The organism is Plantibacter lichenum, from assembly GCF_050587525.1.
Taxonomy (GTDB): domain Bacteria; phylum Actinomycetota; class Actinomycetes; order Actinomycetales; family Microbacteriaceae; genus Plantibacter.
In genome coordinates this window covers 222708-241245 of record NZ_JBOBFT010000005.1, presented here as the reverse complement: position 1 = coordinate 241245, position 18538 = coordinate 222708, and the positions used below count along the sequence as shown (strand labels likewise).

The window sequence follows — 18538 nt, the reverse complement described above, 5'->3', positions numbered from 1 at the left end:
CCCCGACCCCACCCCTTCCGCCGAGGGGTCGCAACGTGCGGGTGTCCGGCGTGCGCACCCGCGATTCGGGACCCCTCGGCAGCAGGGTTCAGGGGACGAGGGGACCGAGGTACGCGCCCGCTACCGTGGCGTGGGCGGACTCCGCATCGGACGGGTGGAACATGCCGGCCAGGACGTCGCGGTAGAGGCGGCCGAGCTCGCTCGAGGAGAAGTAGCTGCCGCCACCGGACACACGGATCGCCTGGTCGACGACCTGCCGAGCCGTCTCCGTCGCCCGCACCTTCAGTCCGACGAGCTTCGGGAACCACAGGGCGCCGTGGTCGACGCGCTCGTCGACGTCCGCCGCGATGGACGCGAGTTGCGGGAGGACGCCGTCGTAGGCGATCGCGGCATCGGCGATCCGCCATCGGATGTCGGGATCCTGCGCATAGGCCGCGCCGCCGTTCTTCTTCGACGTCCGGCGCTTCGCCGTCTGCACGGCCAGCTCCAGCGCCCGCTCGCCGATGCCCGTGTACACGGCGGCGATGAGCGTCTCGAAGCACGCGAAGATCCCGAAGACGATGGGATCGGGATTGGGACCGGGATCGATGCGGCGCACCACCCGATCGGCCGGTGCCGTCGCGCCCTGCAAGAGCGTCGTCCGACTCTGGCTCGCCCGCATGCCGACCGTGTCCCAGTCGTCGCGGATCTCGAAGCCGCCGCCCTCGCGTGACACGAATCCGTACACGACCTTCGGTGCGTCAGGGGAGGTCAGGTCGAGACCGGTCGTGCCGAGCTGCGTCCACGCCGGCGACAGCGACGTGAAGATCTTCGTGCCGAAGAACGAGTACGAGCCGTCGTCGCCCGGCCGCGCCTCCGTGTCCGAGCCGAAGAGGACGAGGTCGTTGCCGGCCTCGCTGACGCCGAAGGCGAAGAGCTCGCCGGCGGCGGCACCCTCGAGGACGAACGCGAGCGAGTCGTCACCGCGGTCGCGGAGGAGCTTCGCGACGCCCGTCCAGACGAGGTGCATGTTGATCGCGAGGGCCGTCGCCGGGGCGGCCGTGGCGAGCCGCGACTGCAGGAGGGTCACCTCGCGGAGCCCGTAACCGAGCCCACCGAGCGACGTCGGTACGAACGCCCGCAGGTAGCCGACCTCCCGGAGCTCCTCGAGATCACGATCGAAGAAGGTGTTCTCCCGGTCGTGGACGACGGCGCGGGAGCGGATCCGTTCGACGAGGTCGTCCGGCAGGATCGTCGCCGGGTCGAAGGGGACGGATGCTGATGCGCTCGGAATGGTCACTCCTCCAGTGTCCCAGTGCCCGGGCGCGTCTCGCCAGGTGCGTCGGTCGCGGGCTGCGAGTGCTGGGCCGGAGTGGCAGGCTGCTGTGCCGGGGCGGCCGGGTGCGGTCCCCGGCCGGCAGGGTGCGCCGGAGGAGCAGACGGACCCGAACGCTGACGCGGACGGCGCAGAGCGAGCCGGATCACGAGGAGCACCACGAGTCCGAGGACGAGTAGGAGGCCGATCCACGGTGCGAGGAAGCCGATGACGACGACGAGGCCGCTGCCTGCTGTGAGGAGCGCGTTCCAGCCGGCCACCAGGCCGCCCCAGAAGTCGGACGGGAGAGCGGAGCCCGCGGTGCCTGGCGCGATGACGCTGATGTACACGGACGAGTAGTCGACCTGATCGCCGAGGGCGTCGCGCTGGGCGACGAGCCCGTCGAGTTCCGCCTGGCGTTCGGACAGGCTCGTCTCGGCCGCGAGGAGGTCTGCCGTGGACGTCGCTTCCTTCATGAGCGCGAGGAGGCGGTCGACGGATGCCTGCAGCGCGGTGATCCGCGCGTCGAGGTCGGCCGCCTGCGTCGTGACGTCGACCGTCGAGATCGAGACGCCCGTCACAATCCCGAGGGCCTTCATGTCATCGAGGACACGATCGAAGTCGTCCTTCGGGATGCGGACCGTGAGGTTCGCCTGCGCCGTCTGGTTCGCACCGGCAGGGCTCTCATCGCGCGTGTCGACACGGCCGCCCGCGTCGAGCACGATCTTCGACGCCTTGTCCGCGAGCTTCGCCGGATCGGCATCGGTGAGGGTGAGTGACCCCGTGGTGACGACCTGCGGCTGCACGCTCGTGCCGTTCCTGGCCGTTCCGGATGCATCAGAAGCGCTCCCGTCAGGAGCGATGCCGCCGCCCTCCGCGCCGGGCAGCTTGACCTGCGGGTCCATCGGGACGACGGGGATCGTCCCGCCGCCGTTGGTTCCGGGAGCCGACGACCCAGCCAACGAACAACCGCTGAGGAGCAGACCTGCTGCGAGGACGATGGCGAGGGACGAGGTGACCGCGGCGGTGCGGCGGCGGGAAGTCATGCGTCTCATGGACCAACCATAGGGAGCACACAGGCTTCCGCGGCGGAGGGAGTCCTGGGAACCCGGTCACGATCCGGTCTCGCGGGGCTGGGAGTCCGCCGGTGGAGCTGAGCTCACGACCCGGGCTCAGGTCCCCGGGCTCAGGAGCGACCGCTCAGCGAACGGGCAGCTCCGCCCACTCCGCGATGGCCTTCATCGTCTCCGTGGGACGCTCCCGCTGGACGTTGTGCCCCGCGCCGACGATGACCGTCATGCTGAGCTTCGGGTTGTTCGCGAGCACCTCCGCGGCGACCGCGCCGGTGAAGAGGCTGTGGACGGCAGGGTCCGCAGCGATCACGAAGGTGGGGACGCCGATGTCGGCCGTCTGAGCTCGCACGTCCCACGGCTGGTTCTGCTCGCTGGTCTGCTCGATCGCCCATCGGCTCGCTTGAGAGACCGCCTGCACCTTGAGTTCGACGTCCTGGTCGTGCCACGCCGGGTTCTTCGCTCGGACGGATTCGATCGTGTTGTCTGCGAACGACGCCTCCTGGCTGGCGCGGATGATGGTGGCGTCGCGGTCATCGAGGAGGATCGCCGGGTCGATGAGCACGAGCTTGCGGGTCCACGACGGATCGGACGCCGACGCCACGGCGCTCGCCGCACCGCCGAGCGAGTGCCCGACGACGAGGTCCCACACGCCGCCGCCGTCTGGCCTCGTCGCGGCGAGGTCCTCCGCGTACGCCTCGACCCGGTAGTCGTGGGTCCTCGGCGCGAAGCCGTGGCCGCGGAGGTCGACCGCGGTGACGTGCCAGCCGCGCTCGGCGAGGTCCGTGCCGATGCGCCACGTGCTCGGACCGTTGCTCCCGAGACCGTGCACGACGAGTGCGGTGCGGGTGGCTGAGGCGTCGCCCCAGATCGTTCGGGGCAGGGTCACAGCGGTCATGTCCAGCAGCTTAGGGCGCGGAGATGACCGGTCGATGCGCGTGACGCGCGAAGACGAGACAGGTCCCTGAGATGCGGCCGCCTCTCAGTCGAGGTCGTCCGGGTCCTTGCCCGTGCGCTCGCCGCTCTCGAGGCCGGCGATCGCGGCCAGGTCGTCGGCGTCGAGTGCGAAGTCGAACACGTCGATGTTCTCCCGGATGCGCGACGGCGTGACGGACTTGGGGATCACGACGACGCCGAGCTGCACGTGCCAACGGAGCACGATCTGCGCGACAGAACGGCCGTGCTTGGCCGCGATCGCATCGAGGACGCCGTTGCCGAGCACCTTGGCGCGGGCGAGCGGCGACCACGCCTCGGTCACGATGCCGTGGGACGCGTCGAACGCGCGGGTGTCGTGCTGGGGGAGCCACGGGTGCAGCTCGACCTGGTTGACCGCCGGCACGACCTCCGCTTCGCCGAGGAGACGTCGGAGGTGGTGCGGGTGGAAGTTCGACACGCCGATCGAGCGGGCCCGCCCCTCGGCGCGCAGGCGTTCGAGCGCCTTCCAGGTCTCGATGTAGCGGTCCTGTTTCGGCGCCGGCCAGTGGATCAGGTACAGGTCGACGTACTCGAGCCCGAGGAGGTCGAGGCTCGTGTCGAAGGCGCGCAGGGTTTCGTCGAAGCCCTGGTCCGAGTTCCAGACCTTCGTCGTGAGGAAGACCTCCTCGCGCGGGACCGCGGACTCGCGGATCGCCCGGCCGACGCCTCGCTCATTGCGGTACAGCGTTGCCGTGTCGACGTGCCGGTATCCGGCTTCGAGCGCCGTCGTGACGGCTGCGGTCGCCTCGTCATCGGCGATCTTGTACACGCCGAGCCCCAGCTGTGGGATTGATCGGCCGTCGTTCAGGGACAGAATGGGGGAAGGCGTCGACATGCTCCCATTCAACACGACCATCCTGGATCGGGGCGGTCGATGCATCGCGAACGCCGATGGGAAGGAACCGCATGCCGAAGCTCATGATCGTGGTGGGGAGCGTCCGACCGAAGCGGGTGGGCGGTGCTGTCGGGGAGTGGGCCCGTGGCATCGCATCCGCCGACGGCCGCTTCGAGGTGGACTACGTCGACCTGCGCGAACTCGCGCTCCCGTTCATGGATGAGGAAGCGCATCCGCGACTCCGCCGGTACACGCAGCCGCACACGATCGCCTGGAGCGAGCGGGTGGACAGCGCCGACGCCTTCCTCTTCGTTACGCCCGAGTACAACTACAGTTACGCGCCGGCGGTCAAGAACGCGCTCGACTACCTCATGCACGAGTGGGGCCGGAAGCCCGTCGGCATCGCGAGCTACGGCGGCGTGTCCGCCGGCACCCGCGGCGTGGTCGCGCTCCGCCCGGTGCTCCAGGCGCTCGGCCTCGTGAGCACGGGCGCGAACGTCGAGATCTCCTACGTCGCGAAGCAGGTGGAGGAGGGCGTCTTCACGCCGACCGAGCGGCAGACCGCCGTGCTCGGCATGCTCCTCGACGAACTCGTCGCGCTCGATGGGGCGCTCGCGCCGCTCCGGCAGGCGTAGCGGCGGGCGCTCTGGGGCGGTCGCTCGACGATCGAGCGACCGCCCCGGAAGCGGGGTGTACGCGCGGGCAACTCGTGGTCAGGTGACCCCGAGTGTCCAGCTTTCGTCTTCGCCGCGGTGTAGGTCGTGCGAGGCCGCCCGCCGATCCCCAGTGACGCGAGCGAGGCCGATTCGATCCGGGTCGTCAGTTCGCACCGTTGCGCGTCTTCGCGTGCTCAGGGCGTGTCGTCGTGCGCTTCGGCCGTGTATCGGACCGGCGAGTCGAGGACATCAGCCGAGGGCGGCCACGCATCGAGGCGCTGTTGCACTTGTTCGACGTCCGCCGGGTCGGAGAGGAAGTGTTCGACCGGGTCATTGGTGATGAACGGTTCATACCCGCTGACGCGGACATACTGGACCAGGCCCTGTGGAGCGGGAACCTCGCAGTAGATGATGTACTGGCTGTGCCGTTGGTCTCTGGCCCAGGCTTCTACTTCGAGCACGTCCCTGGCGTCGTGAACCTGGAAGCAGTTGACGACGAGCCCCTCTTCGAGACTCCAGAAGTCGACCCGGTACACGGGGGTGATGATCGTGTCGGTATCTGCCGGAAACGTTTCTGGTTCCTGGATGCGCATGGCAACAGTGAACCACGCGCTCTCCGGGAGCCCGTACCGCGACCGAATCGCGGGAGTGCCCCGTCACGATTCGGGCCGGCCCCATCACGATGGTCGTACGCGGGCCGTGCTGCCGCCGGCCAACGGCGTAAGCGACTCGCGGCCTCGAGTGCGAAGCCGACCGGGCGATCCTAGGAGGGCTGCGTCGAGATCGGCTCGGTGTCCGGGATGGGGCTCGCGTCCCGGCCCCGGAGGTCGGGGTGCCAGCGGTGGCCGATCCACGGCAGCACGAAGCCGAGGAAGGCGAACGCGCCCGCGACCCAGAACGCGCCCACCGCGCCCGTGCCGTCGATGAGGAAGCCGGCGGCAGCCGATCCCATCGCCGCACCGATGAGCTGTCCTGTGCCGACCCAGCCGTACGCCTCAGCGGTGTCGCTGAACTTGACGCTCGCCGAGACGATCGCGAACAGCACCGCGAGGGCCGGGGCGATGCCGATGCCCGCGATGAAGAGGGTGACCGACAACCACCAGACGTTGAGGAACAGGCTCGCGATGGCGAGGCCGAAGAACACGATGAAGATGCGGCGGGCGAGCGCGAACGGCCCGATGGGCGTGTGGCCGAGGGCCAGGCCGCCGGCGAGGGAGCCGACCGAGAAGATGGCGAGGACGATGCCCGCCTCCAGGCCGTCGTGGCCGAAGGTGGCGACGACGCCCGCTTCGACGGCGGCGCAGGCGCCGATGAGGAGGAAGCCGGCGATCGTCGCGAGGAGCACGGGAGGACGCTTGAGGACCTGACCGAGCTTCCTGCGGCTGCGCGGGATGCGGACGCGGCCGACCTCCGGTGAGGCGATGAACCACAGGCCGCCGCCGATCATGATGACGGCCGCGAGCAGGATGCCCCACACGGTGCCGACCTGCGTGGAGACGAACGTCGTGACGACGGGGCCGAGGACCCAGATGATCTCCTGCGCCGAGGCGTCGAGCGAGAAGAGCGGCGTGAGCTGCTGCGAGGTGACCATCTTCGGGTAGATGGTGCGGACGGCGGGCTGCACGGGGGGCGTGCTGAGGCCCGCGACGAAGCCGACGATCATGTAGAGCGGAACCGTCATCGGCACGAGGGCGATGATCGACACCGTCGTCGCGCAGACGGCGAGCGTCAGGAGGAGGACCTTGCGGATGCCCCAGACGCCCATCCAGCGGCTCGTGAGCGGACCGGCGATGGCCTGGCCGATGCTCGTGGCTGCGAGGACGAGGCCCGCCGCACCGTACGATCCGGTGACCCGCTCGACATGGAGCAGGAAGGCGAGCGACAGCATGCCGAACGGGAATCGTGCGGTGAGCTGAGCCACGATGATGCGCCCCACGCCGGGGGTCTGAAGAAGGTCACGGTAGCTGCTCACTGTGTCCAGTCTATGCGGACGACGGGCCTGCTCAGGAGGGAATCTCCGGCGAAATCGGCTCTTGCGCTTAGCCGTAAAGCTAACTACATTAGCCACATGAACACGGACCAGAATGCCGGCGCCAACGCGGGCCGAAACGTGCGCCGCAACGCGGCCGCATCGGCAGCATCGCGCACGACCCGATTCCTCGACGTTCCGGGCGGCCGAATCGCCTACGACGTGGCGGGATCGGGCCCGCTCGTGGTCCTCGTCCCCGGGATGGGCGACCTCCGCAGCACCTACCGCTTCACCGTGCCGGCGATCGTCGCCGCGGGTGGAACGGCCGTCTCGGTCGACCTGCGGGGTCACGGGGACAGCACCGCGGACTTCCCGGGGTACGGCGACGAGGCGACCGCCGGAGACATCATCGCCCTTCTGGCGCACCTCGGATCACCGGCCGTCGTGGTCGGCAACTCGATGGGTGCCGGTGCGGCCGTCATCGTCGCTGCCGAGCGACCAGAACTCGTCGACGGGCTCGTCCTCGTCGGGCCCTTCGTGCGGAACCCGGCCGCCGCCTCGCCGTTCATGCGAGGCGTCATGCGCGTGCTCATGGCCCGGCCGTGGGCCGCGACCGTCTGGAAGCGGTACCTGTCCACGCTGTCGCCCGCCGCCAAGGCCGCCGACTTCGAGGCGCATCGCGATGAGATCGTGCGCAGTCTCCGCCGTCCCGGCTACGCGAAGTCGTTCAGTCTCACGACCAGGCTGAGTCACGATGTCGCGGAGCGGCGACTCGGCGACGTGGCGGCCCCCGTGCTCGTCGTCATGGGGGAGAAGGACCCGGACTTCCCCGATCCCGTGGCCGAGGCGTCGTGGATCGCCGACATGCTGCGCGGGTCCGCCGTGCTCGTCGCTGGCGGCGGGCACTACCCGCAGTCCGAGCGGGCCGAGGACTTCGCCGCGGCCGTCGTGCCGTTCCTCGCGACGGTGTGGGGTGGGCCGAGCGCCGCCGATGCGGGTGACGCCGACGCCGACGCTGCGGCTGCCGATGCCGCCGGTTCCGACGGTTCGGGCGACCGTGCCTAGGGCGGGGCTCAGTGCGGAGATCGTCGTCCGCGAGGCGGCGATCGTCGTCGACGAGTCCGGTGTCGACGCGCTGACGCTCGCGGTGGTCGCGGAGCGGCTCGGCGTCCGTACGCCGTCCCTCTACAAGCACGTCGACGGGATGCCGGCGCTCCAGCGAGGCATCATGCTCGCCGCCAAGACGGACCTCGTGGCGACGCTCGGGCGTGCGGCCGTCGGGAAGGCGGGGGGCGACGCCATCCGCGCCATCGCCATCGCGTACCGCCGCTGGGCGATCGCCCACCCGGGCTGGTACCCGACGACGGTCAGGGCGCCCGTTCCCGGCGACGAGGAGGATCTCGCCGTCTCGGAGGCCTTCACGACCCTCGTCTTCGCCGTCCTCGGAGGCTACGAGTTGCGCGGGGACGACGCCATCGACGCGACCCGCTTCCTCCGCTCCGCCCTGCACGGATTCGTCGCGCTCGAGACGGGCCACGCCTTCGAACTGCCGGTCGACATCGACCGGAGTTACGCCCGACTCGTGGACAGCGTCGTGACCGCCCTCTCCACGTGGTCCGCTTCCGGAGGCCAGCGGTAGGCCGATCCGCGGTCCACCCACTACCACTGTGGGTAGCGAGGCGCAGGTGCACCCACATGTGGTGGTGGGGACACGCCCGCGACACGCCGACGTGCCGACGAATGTCGGTGGTGCGGGGGAAAATTGCTCCTGTGGATAACTTCTCGGCCACAGGGGTCCGAAAGCCCGGTGAATCGGCAATTTTCGGCCCCTCGAACGCGTTGCACCAAGAGACGAACCGGTGGATAACTCGCCCAAAACGGTGGAGAACCCGGTGGAAAACTACAGACGTGTAACTACTAGCCCTTGTGGTGCTTCTGAAGCGCCGGAACTATATGTAGTATTGGAACCCCGGCGTAGGGCGCCGGGAAGAACACAAGATTTTGAGGGGAAGGCAGAGAAAGCTATGGCAATCACCGTCTACACGAAGCCCAGCTGCGTCCAGTGCACGGCAACCTACCGCGCGCTCGACAAGAAGGGGATCGAGTACAACATCCTCGACCTCTCCGTCGACGAAGGAGCTCTCGAGCAGGTCAAGGCCCTCGGCTACCTGCAGGCACCCGTCGTCATCACGGAGGAAGACCACTGGTCGGGCTTCCGTCCCGACAAGATCGAGGAACTCGCGGCGCGTCTCGCGTAGTGCAGGTCCACATCCGATTCACCCCGTAGGAGACCCAGCGTGAACACACGTCTGATCTACTTCTCCAGCATCTCGGGGAACACTCATCGCTTCATGGACAAGCTGGAGATGCCGTCACTGCGCATCCCGTTGTACGCGAAAGACGCGGCCATGAAAGCCGTCGATCCGTTCGTCCTCATCACGCCGACCTATGGCGGAGGCAACGGGGAGGGCGCCGTACCCAAACAGGTGGTCAAGTTCCTCAACGACGAGGACAACCGATCACTGCTCCGCGGGGTCATCGCCGCAGGCAACACCAACTTCGGTGAAGCCTACGGTCTCGCTGGCGATGTCATCGCCCGCAAATGCAAGGTTCCCCACCTGTACCGCTTCGAACTCTTTGGAACCCCGGACGATGTGCGCACCGTCCAAGAAGGATTGGACTCATTTTGGTTGCAACACCAACTTCCGTGATCGACGCCCCGTCGACGAGCCAGATGGATTACCACTCGCTCAACGCCATGCTCAACCTCTACGGCCCGAACGGCGAGATCCAGTTCGACAAGGACCGTGAAGCAGCTCGCGAATTCTTCCTCCAGCACGTCAACCAGAACACGGTCTTCTTCCACTCCCTCAAGGAGCGCCTGGACTACCTGGTCGAGAAGGAGTACTACGAGCAGGCCGTCCTCGACCTGTACCCGTTCGAGTTCATCCAGAAGCTCAACGACCTCGCCTACTCGAAGAAGTTCCGCTTCCAGACCTTCCTCGGCGCGTTCAAGTACTACACCTCCTACACGCTCAAGACGTTCGACGGAAAGCGGTACCTGGAGCGTTTCGAGGACCGCGTCGTGATGACCGCCCTCGGTCTCGCGAACGGTGACCAGAAGCTCGCCGTCGCCCTCGTCGAGGAGATCGTCGCAGGCCGGTTCCAGCCGGCCACCCCGACGTTCCTCAACTCGGGCAAGGCCCAGCGCGGCGAACTCGTCTCCTGCTTCCTCCTCCGCATCGAGGACAACATGGAGTCCATCTCGCGCGGCATCAACTCGGCCCTCCAGCTGTCCAAGCGCGGCGGCGGCGTCGCCCTGTCGCTCTCGAACATCCGCGAGTCCGGTGCGCCCATCAAGCAGATCGAGAACCAGTCGAGCGGCATCATCCCCGTGATGAAGCTCCTCGAGGACTCCTTCAGCTACGCCAACCAGCTCGGCGCCCGCCAGGGAGCCGGCGCGGTGTACCTCAACGCGCATCACCCCGACATCCTGCGCTTCCTCGACACCAAGCGTGAGAACGCCGACGAGAAGATCCGCATCAAGACGCTGTCCCTCGGCGTCGTCGTCCCCGACATCACCTTCGAGCTCGCGAAGAAGGGCGAGGACATGTACCTGTTCTCCCCGTACGACGTCGAGCGCGTCTACGGCGTGCCCTTCGGCGACATCTCCGTCACGGAGAAGTACCAGGAGATGGTCGACGACCCGCGCATCAAGAAGACCAAGATCAACGCCCGCGAGTTCTTCCAGACCATCGCGGAGATCCAGTTCGAGTCCGGCTACCCCTACATCGTGTTCGAGGACACGGTGAACGCGGCCAACCCGATCAAGGGCCGGATCAACATGTCCAACCTGTGCTCGGAGATCCTCCAGGTCAACACGCCGACGACCTACAACGAGGACCTCTCGTACAAGGAGATCGGCAAGGACATCTCCTGCAACCTCGGTTCGCTGAACATCGCGCTCACGATGGACTCGCCCGACTTCGGTCGCACGGTCGAGACGGCCATCCGCGGCCTCACCTCGGTGTCGGACCAGAGCCACATCGCATCGGTCCGCTCCATCGAGGACGGCAACGACAAGTCGCACGCCATCGGCCTCGGCCAGATGAACCTGCACGGCTACCTCGCTCGTGAGCACGTCCACTACGGCAGCGTCGAGGGCATCGACTTCACGAACATCTACTTCTACACGGTCCTGTTCCACGCACTGCGTGCATCGAACCTGATCGCCAAGGAGCGCAAGCAGACGTTCGACGGCTTCGCCGACTCGACGTACGCATCCGGCACGTTCTTCGACAAGTACACCGACCAGGTGTGGGAGCCGGAGACCGACCGCGGCCGCGAGCTGTTCGAGCAGGCAGGCGTGCAGATCCCGACGCAGGCCGACTGGGTCGCCCTCAAGGCGTCCGTCCAGGAGTACGGCATCTACAACCAGAACCTGCAGGCGGTCCCGCCCACCGGTTCGATCTCGTACATCAACAACTCGACCTCGTCGATCCACCCGATCGCCTCGAAGATCGAGATCCGCAAGGAAGGCAAGCTGGGCCGCGTCTACTACCCGGCTCCGTTCATGACGAACGACAACCTCGAGTACTACGAGGACGCCTACGAGATCGGTGCCGAGAAGATCATCGACACGTACGCCGCGGCGACGCAGCACGTGGACCAGGGCCTCTCGCTCACGCTGTTCTTCAAGGACACGGCGACGACGCGCGACATCAACAAGGCTCAGATCTACGCGTGGAAGAAGGGCATCAAGACCATCTACTACATCCGTCTCCGCCAGCTCGCGCTGGAGGGCACGGAGGTCGAGGGCTGCGTCAGCTGCATGCTCTAGCGGTTCACGCCGCCGTGCGTCATCCTTGGCGCATCGCACTTCGACAGGCTCAGTGACCGGAACTCCGGTCCCTGATCGGGCTCCGGTCCCTGAGCCTGTCGAAGGGCCCACCACACTCACTTCCGCAGAAGGACACGAAACACATGTCAGAGAAGCTCAAGCTCGTCGACCGGGTACAGGCGATCAACTGGAACAAGATCGAGGACGAGAAGGACGTCGAAGTCTGGAACCGCCTCGTCAACAACTTCTGGCTGCCCGAGAAGATCCCGCTGTCGAACGACGTCCAGTCGTGGAACACGCTCACGCCCGCCGAGCAGCAGCTCACGATGCGCGTGTTCACGGGCCTGACGCTCCTCGACACGATCCAGGGCACCGTCGGCGCCGTCGCGCTCATCCCCGATGCGATCACCCCGCACGAGGAGGCCGTCTACACGAACATCGCGTTCATGGAATCCGTCCACGCGAAGAGCTACTCCTCGATCTTCTCCACGCTGAGCTCCACGAAGGAGATCGACGAGGCGTTCCGTTGGTCGGTCGAGAACCCGAACCTGCAGAAGAAGGCGTCCATCGTCATGGACCGCTACCACGGCGACGACCCGCTCAAGCGGAAGGCGGCGTCGACGCTGCTCGAGTCCTTCCTCTTCTACTCGGGCTTCTACCTGCCCATGCACTGGTCGAGCCGCGCCAAGCTCACCAACACGGCGGACATGATCCGCTTGATCATCCGCGATGAGGCCGTGCACGGCTACTACATCGGATACAAGTTCCAGAAGGGTCTCGAGAAGCTGACCCAGGCGGAGCGCGACGACATCAAGGACTACACGTTCTCGCTGCTGTTCGAGCTGTACGAGAACGAGGTCCAGTACACGCAGGATCTGTACGATGAGGTCGGCCTGACCGAGGACGTCAAGAAGTTCCTGCACTACAACGCCAACAAGGCCCTCATGAACCTCGGCTACGAGCCCATGTTCCCGAAGACCGTCACCGACGTGAACCCGGCGATCCTCTCGGCGCTCTCCCCGAACGCGGACGAGAACCACGACTTCTTCTCCGGGTCGGGTTCCTCGTACGTCATCGGCAAGGCCGTCGTCACCGAGGACGAGGACTGGGACTTCTAAGCACCAACAGCTGAACGACACCCTTCGACGGGCTCACGGACCGATGGTTCCTGAGCCCGTTGTCGCGTTGGTGCGGGCGCAGGCTCCTGCGGAACGCCGGGGCGCGCGGGAAGGACGACGAGGGAGACGGCGACGCCGGCGAGGAGGAGGCCGGTGATCGTCAGGGCGGTGAGCGGCTCGCCGAAGAGGATCGCTCCGAGCACCGCGGTGGTCGGAGCCACGAGGAAGAGCAGTGCGTTGAGGGCCGTGATGCCGATGCGCCGCATGAGGACCCAGTAGAGCCCGTAGGCTGCGAGCGTCGGGACGGCCGCGAGGAACAGGATCGTCAGCCAGAAACTCCAGCTCGCTGGCGGCAGGAGCGTTCCGGTCGCGACCGCGAGGACTGCGAACGCGACAGCGGCGACCGAGGTGTGCACGGTGAGCGTGTCGAAGACCGACATCTCGACGGGATGCTTGCGCTCCCAGAATGTCCCGAACACCAGACTCGCCATCGCGCAGAGCGGGAAGGCGTACGCCCAGAGCGGTGCGGTGGTGCTCGCGATGTCGTTCGCGACGATCAGCACGACGCCGAGCGCGCCCAGTGCGAGGCCGACCCACTGCAGGGCGCGGACGCGCAGGCCGAGGAGCGGGCCGACGAGCGTCGCGATCACGATCGGCTGCACGGCGTCGATGAGTGCTGTCGTCCCGGCGCTGACGCCGAGTCCGATAGCGAGGTAGATGGGCAGGACATAGCCGAATTGCGAGCTCAGACCGATCACGGCCTGCGTCGTGAGTGCTGGTCTGCTGGGGCGCCGGATTCCCTGCGCGCGGTGTCGGATGATCGCGATGAGCACGAGTCCGGCTGCGAGCGGAACGAAGCGCCAGACCAGGATCGTCATCGGCGTGACGTCGGCCGTGCCGAGCTTCGCCGCGAGGAATCCGGAACTCCAACTGAGCACGAACGCCGCCGAGAGCGCCACCAGGCCGAGCTTCGAAAGTATACCGATCTGTTTACTCATGGAGTCGAGTATACAGAGTGGTATATTTTTCGCATGGCCGTCTCGGAACTCATGCCGCTCGAAGCGGCGCCCGTGCTCACGAAAGCTGCTCGCCGTGTGCTGGACGCCGCGTCCGCACTCTTCTACGAGCAGGGCATCCACGCGGTCGGCGTCGACACCATCGCGGAAACCGCTGGTGTCACCAAGAAGACGCTCTACGACCGGTTCGGCTCCAAGGAGGCGCTCGTCGTCGCGTACCTGCAGGATCGGGATCGTCGGTGGCGGACGTCCTTCGAGTCCTCGCTCGCCGAGACCGCCGAGCTGTCCGGCATCGATCGCGTCCTCGCCGTCTACGACATCTCCGAGCGCTGGGCGGAACACAACAGCACCAAGGGCTGCAGCGCCATCAACGCTCAGGCGGAGATCCCCGACGCGAGTTACCCGAGCCACGCCGAGGTGGTCAGGCAGAAGGTGTGGATGCACGCCGTGTTCCGGGAGCTGTGCGTCGAAGCGGGCGTCGTGGACTCCGATGCCGGAGCCGACGAGCTCGCGCACGCGCTCATGCTCCTCTACGAAGGCGCCCTCGTCACGCTCGGCATGGGCACGTTCGAGCACCCGTTCCGGAGCGCGCGGCGGGCGGCGGAGGCGTTGCTCGGGCGCTGATGACCGTGCGTCCGCGGACGCCGTCGGGTCGCGCCGAGAAGGAAAACCGCGCGAGGGAAGGACGGAGGACGAGGACTCATCCTTCTGCCGGGCGGTTCTCCTGCTGTCGTGTGGGGTCGACCTTCTGCGGACCGAGTGCAGGGCCGAACCACCTCCGCACCTGGCGGACCAGATCTGCCTGGTCGTCTCCGAGCCACGCGACGTGGCCGTCCGGGCGCAGCAGCACGGCCGGCGCGCCGATGTCATCGCTGAGGTCGCCGACGTCACTCGCGACATCGATCCGATCCTCCCAGCCGGCGACGGAGAGCGTGCCCGAGCGATCGAGGAGGAGTCCGCGACCGTGGTGGAGCAGCTCGTACAGCCTGCCGCGCGGGAGCGGGACGTCGCGCAGGCGTCGGCCGAGGAGTTCCGGAGCCTCACCGAGCCCGCCGCCCTTCCCGACGTCGTATCGGATGCCGATCGAGCTGATCCGTTCGGCGAGGAGCCGACTGACGTCCTCGAACGCCATGAGCTCGGCGAGGAGACGGCGGACGGCCTGCGGACCGGGTTCGGGGGAGAGCAGCACGCTCTGCGCTCGGGTGATGGTCAGGACGTCCTCGGCGACGGGGCGCCGCTCAGTCTCGTACGTGTCGAGGAGACCGTCCTGCGCCCACCCGTCCACCGCGGCGGCGAGCTTCCAGCCGAGGTTGAACGCGTCCTGGATCCCCAGGTTGAGGCCCTGCCCGCCGAGCGGCGGGTGGACGTGCGCGGCATCGCCTGCCAGGAAGACACGATCGACGCGATACCGCTCGGCGAGGCGCGTCGCATCGCTGAACCGCGACAGCCACTTCGCGGCGTGCGCACCGAAATCCGTGCCGGCGTAGGCGAGGAGCTGGGTCCGGAACTCGTCGATGGTCGGCTGAACCGAGCGGTCCTCCGTCACGCTCGCGGCCGGGACGACCGCGCGATACAGGCCGTCACCCGCCGGACCGATGCCGAAGCCTCGATGCGTCTGCCGCACGCGATCCGACACCGCCGCCACCTCCTCGGCGGGCATCGTGACGGCGACCTCGCCGAGCAGCCACTCCGTCTGGGCGGCCTCGCCGGGGAAACCGACGCCGAGCAACTTGCGGACCAGGCTGCGGCCGCCGTCGCAACCGACGAGCCATCGGGACCGCACCCGCGTGCCATCGGCGAGATCGACGTCGACTCCGTCCTCGTCCTGCATGAATCCCGTCACCTCGGCGCCGCGACGGATCTCTGCACCGAGTTCCTCGGCACGCTCGGTCAGGAGGCGGTCGGTGGTCGGCTGGGGGATGCCGAGGATGTAGGCGTGCGCGGAATCCAGGTGCACGGGCGCGGACGTCTCGATCCCGGCGAATCGGCCGACGCCGCCCGGATACCGCGTGCCGAGGGCGAGGAAGCGGTCGAGGACGCCGCGCTGATCCAGGATCTCGATGCTCCGCGGATGCAGCCCGAGGGAACGGACGGCCGTGCTCGGTTCCATGTCGCGTTCCAGGACGAGCACATCGACGCCGTGCAGTCGCAGCTCGCTCGCGAGCATCATCCCTGTCGGTCCTCCGCCGCACACGATCACGTCGAACATGTCCATGTTGACCCCAATCCGCGATTTCCGCCGCAGCCGGTCGTACTCTACTCCTCGCGGCGCCGGCGCCGGCGCCCTGCCCGCGCCGTCCGCATCGTTCGCCCAGGAGGGATCGCCTAGCGTTGATCGGATGACTTCCACCCGACGATTCCACCGAGCCCGCCTCGCCGCGGCGGCTGCGTTGCTTGCGGCCACGACGGTGATCGGGCTCGCGGGCTGTTCGCCCGAGCAACTCGAGCAGCGCTCGGACGACCCGTCGGTGCAGGCCCAGCTCGACTACGTGCACGCTCATTGGGACGACTACAACGACGAGGAGTACGGCAAGCTCCCCGACTCCGACTGCGTGAACTTCGCCAGTCAGTCCCTCATCGCCAGGGGGTGGCAGATGGACGACGACTGGTGGTTCGACCTCGACGAGGATGGCGATGCGGAGTACGGCGACCCGTGGGTGAGCTCGACGCTCTTCGGACGGTACCTCGACGAGCATCCGGCGCGCGCGACCGAAGTCGCGGCGAGTGATCTGACGACGCTCGAGCTGGGCGACATCGTGCAGTTCGACTGGGACGACTCCGGCGACCAGGACCACACGGGGATCGTCACGCGCATCCTCGGCGACGGCGCCGACCGTCAGGTGTACTTCGCAGGGCACACGCTCGACACGCACTTCCGCTCCGTCGATCACGCGATCACGAAGACCTACCCGGGCGCGCGGGTGACCTACTGGCACGTGGCCTGACGGTCGACCGTCAGGCCACGTGACCGTCTACTCGCCGGCGGTCCCGATGGTGCCCGCCTGATCGGTCGCGCCGGACGAAGCGGGGATGCGCCGAGCACGTGACCGGCGGATCGAAGCGAACACGACGGCCGCCGCACCGAGGAGCAGGACTGCGGTTGCGCCCAGGAAGATCGGCAAGCCGTCGACCCCCGTCGCCGAGAGCGATCCGTTGACAGCCTTCGCCGGCACGGTACCCGCGTCGCTCGGTGTTCCAGGGGTGATCGGTGCTGGGCCGGGGGTGGGGTGCGGATCGGGGACGACCGGTGCAGCGTTCACCGTCACGTCGTAGTTCACCTCTGCTGCGTGACCCGCATTCGCGACCGTGATCGTCACGGGACCGGCCGACTCCTCCGTCGGTGTGCCGGAGACCACGCCCGTGGTGGCGTCCAGCGCGAGTCCGGACGGGAGCGCGCCTCCCGTGACGGTGAACGTGACCGGGTGGAAGCTCTCGGCGGTGATCGCATGCGAGTAGGGCACATCGACGGTGCCAGAGGGAGGTGCGGCCGAGATGACCTTCGGCTGGTGGTAGCGCGTCACCACGGTGAGCGCCGTGCTGTACAGCTTCGTCGTGAACAACCGTTGCGTCGACGGGTCGATGGCCGTCTCGTACGGGCTCGCATCCAGCTCGACGCGGTCGACGGGCTCGAGGGTTGTGGCGTCGAGCACGATGAGCTCGTCCTTCGCGACACTGCGGTGCGGTGCGTAGAGCAGACCGTGCTCTTCGTCTACCGTCAGCATGGCGGGCCGGGTGTCGGAGAAGGCGGCGAGTTCTGCTCCCGACATCGGGTCGATCGCGATGATCCGCTTGTTCTGGTAGGAACCGATGTAGAGCGTGCCGGTGCTGGAGTCCATCGCGAGAGAACCCGGTTGATCGACGGCGATGGTGTCGATGATCGCGTCGGTCGAACCATCGATGACCGTGACGCGGTTCGTGGCGAGGTCGGCGACGTAGACGCGACGACGGGACTCGTCGACGGCGAGATCGGACCCGGCGAGACCGGTCGTCGGCTCTGCGCTCACGGGGATGTCGGCGAGCACGGCGTAGCTCGCGGTGTCGAGCACCGTCACGGAGACGGTGACGATCGAGCCGGAGTTCGTGGAGTGGTGGACGTAGGCGCGCCCGGCAGTGGAATCGACCTCGACGTCCTGCGGCGACCACCCGACCGGGATCGATCGCACTACCGTGTTGGTGGCACCGTCGATGACCTCGATCCGGTCGCCGTAGCTCGATGCGACCCAGATGAAGCCTGTCGTCTCATCCACGTCGAGCGCGACGGGATGCCGTGCCACGGGGACGTTCGCGACGGTGGCCAGCGAGGTCGTATCGATGGCGGTGACGGTGTCCGCCTCGGAATTCGCGACATACACGAGCCCGTTCGTCGGGTGCACCTCGACCCCGAGGGTCGACTTCCCGGACTCGGCGGTGCCGGTCTGCAGATGGCGCGGGGCGTTTGAGGCGGTGGTGGAGCCAGCGGCTGCCGGCCCGATGGCCAGTGCGGTGCAGAGGCTCATGACGGCGGCGGCGCTGAATGCTCCGGGTCTGCACGCTACGGGTGTGAAGACGGCGGCTCTGAGGGGGAGGGGCATACCAAACTTTCTCGTGATCATCGCATCGGCGTGTGCCGACGAATGGCGACGCGGGTGCCGCAGGACGACGTGGTTTCGTCTGCGCTAGGGACGCATGACGGGTCGATGCCTGCGGAACACCGGGGCCATATATGCCAATATCCCATGTTCGTCATGATTAAACAACACGTGAAGGGATGCGGCGCCGGGCGACG

The 18538-nt window shown here is 67.5% G+C and carries 18 protein-coding genes; 9 read left to right on the top strand and 9 right to left on the bottom strand.

The annotated features are described in order from the left end of the window. Nucleotides 1-88: 88 nt before the first annotated feature. The 4 genes from ACQ3HB_RS09275 to ACQ3HB_RS09260 form a co-directional block, all read right to left on the bottom strand. A complete protein-coding gene (locus ACQ3HB_RS09275; protein WP_430919710.1) occupies nucleotides 89-1279 on the bottom strand; it encodes an acyl-CoA dehydrogenase family protein in 1191 nt (396 codons plus the stop codon). After that, a complete protein-coding gene (locus ACQ3HB_RS09270) occupies nucleotides 1276-2349 on the bottom strand; it encodes a DUF4349 domain-containing protein (RefSeq protein ID WP_430919709.1) in 1074 nt (357 codons plus the stop codon). The genes ACQ3HB_RS09275 and ACQ3HB_RS09270 overlap by 4 nt, the downstream gene beginning before the upstream one ends. Nucleotides 2350-2494: 145 nt before the next feature. Next, nucleotides 2495-3262 (bottom strand): alpha/beta fold hydrolase, encoded by a 768-nt coding sequence (locus ACQ3HB_RS09265; RefSeq protein WP_430919706.1) that lies wholly within the window; start codon nucleotides 3260-3262, stop codon nucleotides 2495-2497. Between the two features lie 84 nt (nucleotides 3263-3346). After that, the gene (locus ACQ3HB_RS09260; RefSeq protein ID WP_430919704.1) at nucleotides 3347-4174 is read right to left on the bottom strand and encodes an aldo/keto reductase; all 828 of its coding nucleotides are present in this window, start codon (nucleotides 4172-4174) and stop codon (nucleotides 3347-3349) included. Between the two features lie 71 nt (nucleotides 4175-4245). Between ACQ3HB_RS09260 and ACQ3HB_RS09255 the strand changes: the two genes are divergently transcribed. Beyond that, nucleotides 4246-4809 (top strand): NADPH-dependent FMN reductase, encoded by a 564-nt coding sequence (locus tag ACQ3HB_RS09255; protein WP_430919703.1) that lies wholly within the window; start codon nucleotides 4246-4248, stop codon nucleotides 4807-4809. A 215-nt stretch (nucleotides 4810-5024) separates the two neighbouring features. Here ACQ3HB_RS09255 and ACQ3HB_RS09250 read toward each other — a convergent pair whose 3' ends face one another. Together ACQ3HB_RS09250 and ACQ3HB_RS09245 are read right to left on the bottom strand one after the other, a co-directional pair. After that, on the bottom strand, nucleotides 5025-5423 hold the full coding sequence (locus ACQ3HB_RS09250) for a hypothetical protein (RefSeq protein ID WP_430919701.1): 399 nt from the start codon (nucleotides 5421-5423) through the stop codon (nucleotides 5025-5027). Nucleotides 5424-5593: 170 nt separating this feature from the next. Beyond that, nucleotides 5594-6802: an MFS transporter gene (locus ACQ3HB_RS09245; RefSeq protein ID WP_430919699.1), complete on the bottom strand. Its 1209-nt coding sequence runs from the start codon at nucleotides 6800-6802 to the stop codon at nucleotides 5594-5596. A 96-nt stretch (nucleotides 6803-6898) separates the two neighbouring features. Here ACQ3HB_RS09245 and ACQ3HB_RS09240 point away from each other — a divergent pair, with 96 nt between their 5' ends. The 6 genes from ACQ3HB_RS09240 (at nucleotide 6899) to nrdF (ending at nucleotide 12757) form a co-directional block, all read left to right on the top strand. After that, nucleotides 6899-7864, top strand: a complete 966-nt coding sequence (locus ACQ3HB_RS09240) for an alpha/beta fold hydrolase (RefSeq protein ID WP_430919697.1) — start codon at nucleotides 6899-6901, stop codon at nucleotides 7862-7864. Further along, complete coding sequence (locus ACQ3HB_RS09235; RefSeq protein ID WP_430919695.1) at nucleotides 7857-8438, top strand: TetR/AcrR family transcriptional regulator; 582 nt, start codon at nucleotides 7857-7859, stop codon at nucleotides 8436-8438. Before ACQ3HB_RS09240 ends, ACQ3HB_RS09235 begins: the two co-directional genes overlap by 8 nt. 385 nt (nucleotides 8439-8823) lie before the next feature. Further along, nucleotides 8824-9057 (top strand): glutaredoxin-like protein NrdH, encoded by a 234-nt coding sequence (gene nrdH / locus ACQ3HB_RS09230; RefSeq protein WP_430919693.1) that lies wholly within the window; start codon nucleotides 8824-8826, stop codon nucleotides 9055-9057. A 39-nt stretch (nucleotides 9058-9096) separates the two neighbouring features. Then, on the top strand, nucleotides 9097-9510 hold the full coding sequence (gene nrdI / locus ACQ3HB_RS09225) for a class Ib ribonucleoside-diphosphate reductase assembly flavoprotein NrdI (protein WP_430919691.1): 414 nt from the start codon (nucleotides 9097-9099) through the stop codon (nucleotides 9508-9510). A 23-nt stretch (nucleotides 9511-9533) separates the two neighbouring features. Then, nucleotides 9534-11639: a class 1b ribonucleoside-diphosphate reductase subunit alpha gene (gene nrdE, locus ACQ3HB_RS09220; RefSeq protein WP_430919777.1), complete on the top strand. Its 2106-nt coding sequence runs from the start codon at nucleotides 9534-9536 to the stop codon at nucleotides 11637-11639. 143 nt (nucleotides 11640-11782) lie between these two features. Then, nucleotides 11783-12757 carry a class 1b ribonucleoside-diphosphate reductase subunit beta gene (gene nrdF, locus ACQ3HB_RS09215; protein WP_430919690.1) on the top strand — a complete coding sequence of 325 codons (975 nt, stop codon included), beginning with the start codon at nucleotides 11783-11785 and terminating at the stop codon, nucleotides 12755-12757. Here nrdF and ACQ3HB_RS09210 read toward each other — a convergent pair. Continuing rightward, the gene (locus ACQ3HB_RS09210) at nucleotides 12754-13755 is read right to left on the bottom strand and encodes a DMT family transporter (protein WP_430919688.1); all 1002 of its coding nucleotides are present in this window, start codon (nucleotides 13753-13755) and stop codon (nucleotides 12754-12756) included. The genes nrdF and ACQ3HB_RS09210 overlap by 4 nt on opposite strands. 33 nt (nucleotides 13756-13788) lie before the next feature. Here ACQ3HB_RS09210 and ACQ3HB_RS09205 point away from each other — a divergent pair, with 33 nt between their 5' ends. Further along, on the top strand, nucleotides 13789-14397 hold the full coding sequence (locus ACQ3HB_RS09205) for a TetR/AcrR family transcriptional regulator (protein WP_430919687.1): 609 nt from the start codon (nucleotides 13789-13791) through the stop codon (nucleotides 14395-14397). A 76-nt stretch (nucleotides 14398-14473) separates the two neighbouring features. On the opposite strand, the gene rox is transcribed toward ACQ3HB_RS09205, so the two are convergent. Continuing rightward, entirely contained in the window at nucleotides 14474-15982 is a 1509-nt protein-coding gene (gene rox / locus ACQ3HB_RS09200) for a rifampin monooxygenase (RefSeq protein ID WP_430919776.1), read from the bottom strand. 130 nt (nucleotides 15983-16112) lie between these two features. Here rox and ACQ3HB_RS09195 point away from each other — a divergent pair, with 130 nt between their 5' ends. Further along, nucleotides 16113-16718, top strand: coding sequence for an amidase domain-containing protein (locus ACQ3HB_RS09195; RefSeq protein ID WP_430919685.1), 606 nt, complete (start codon nucleotides 16113-16115; stop codon nucleotides 16716-16718). Between the two features lie 27 nt (nucleotides 16719-16745). Here the strand turns inward: ACQ3HB_RS09195 and ACQ3HB_RS09190 are convergent, their stop codons facing one another. Next, nucleotides 16746-18344, bottom strand: a complete 1599-nt coding sequence (locus tag ACQ3HB_RS09190; RefSeq protein ID WP_430919683.1) for a putative Ig domain-containing protein — start codon at nucleotides 18342-18344, stop codon at nucleotides 16746-16748. Nucleotides 18345-18538 lie beyond the last annotated feature (194 nt).

Bases quoted from the DNA above. Each gene is read 5' to 3' on its own strand.
- ACQ3HB_RS09195 (WP_430919685.1), top strand. From the start codon at position 16,113: ATGACTTCCACCCGACGATTCCACCGAGCCCGCCTCGCCGCGGCGGCT.
- ACQ3HB_RS09210 (WP_430919688.1), bottom strand. From the start codon at position 13,755: ATGAGTAAACAGATCGGTATACTTTCGAAGCTCGGCCTGGTGGCGCTC.
- ACQ3HB_RS09255 (WP_430919703.1), top strand. From the start codon at position 4,246: ATGCCGAAGCTCATGATCGTGGTGGGGAGCGTCCGACCGAAGCGGGTG.
- ACQ3HB_RS09190 (WP_430919683.1), bottom strand. From the start codon at position 18,344: ATGCCCCTCCCCCTCAGAGCCGCCGTCTTCACACCCGTAGCGTGCAGA.
- nrdH (WP_430919693.1), top strand. From the start codon at position 8,824: ATGGCAATCACCGTCTACACGAAGCCCAGCTGCGTCCAGTGCACGGCA.
- ACQ3HB_RS09240 (WP_430919697.1), top strand. From the start codon at position 6,899: ATGAACACGGACCAGAATGCCGGCGCCAACGCGGGCCGAAACGTGCGC.
- rox (WP_430919776.1), bottom strand. From the start codon at position 15,982: ATGTTCGACGTGATCGTGTGCGGCGGAGGACCGACAGGGATGATGCTC.
- ACQ3HB_RS09260 (WP_430919704.1), bottom strand. From the start codon at position 4,174: ATGTCGACGCCTTCCCCCATTCTGTCCCTGAACGACGGCCGATCAATC.
- ACQ3HB_RS09250 (WP_430919701.1), bottom strand. From the start codon at position 5,423: ATGCGCATCCAGGAACCAGAAACGTTTCCGGCAGATACCGACACGATC.
- ACQ3HB_RS09265 (WP_430919706.1), bottom strand. From the start codon at position 3,262: ATGACCGCTGTGACCCTGCCCCGAACGATCTGGGGCGACGCCTCAGCC.
- nrdF (WP_430919690.1), top strand. From the start codon at position 11,783: ATGTCAGAGAAGCTCAAGCTCGTCGACCGGGTACAGGCGATCAACTGG.
- nrdE (WP_430919777.1), top strand. From the start codon at position 9,534: ATGGATTACCACTCGCTCAACGCCATGCTCAACCTCTACGGCCCGAAC.
- ACQ3HB_RS09205 (WP_430919687.1), top strand. From the start codon at position 13,789: ATGGCCGTCTCGGAACTCATGCCGCTCGAAGCGGCGCCCGTGCTCACG.
- ACQ3HB_RS09270 (WP_430919709.1), bottom strand. From the start codon at position 2,349: ATGAGACGCATGACTTCCCGCCGCCGCACCGCCGCGGTCACCTCGTCC.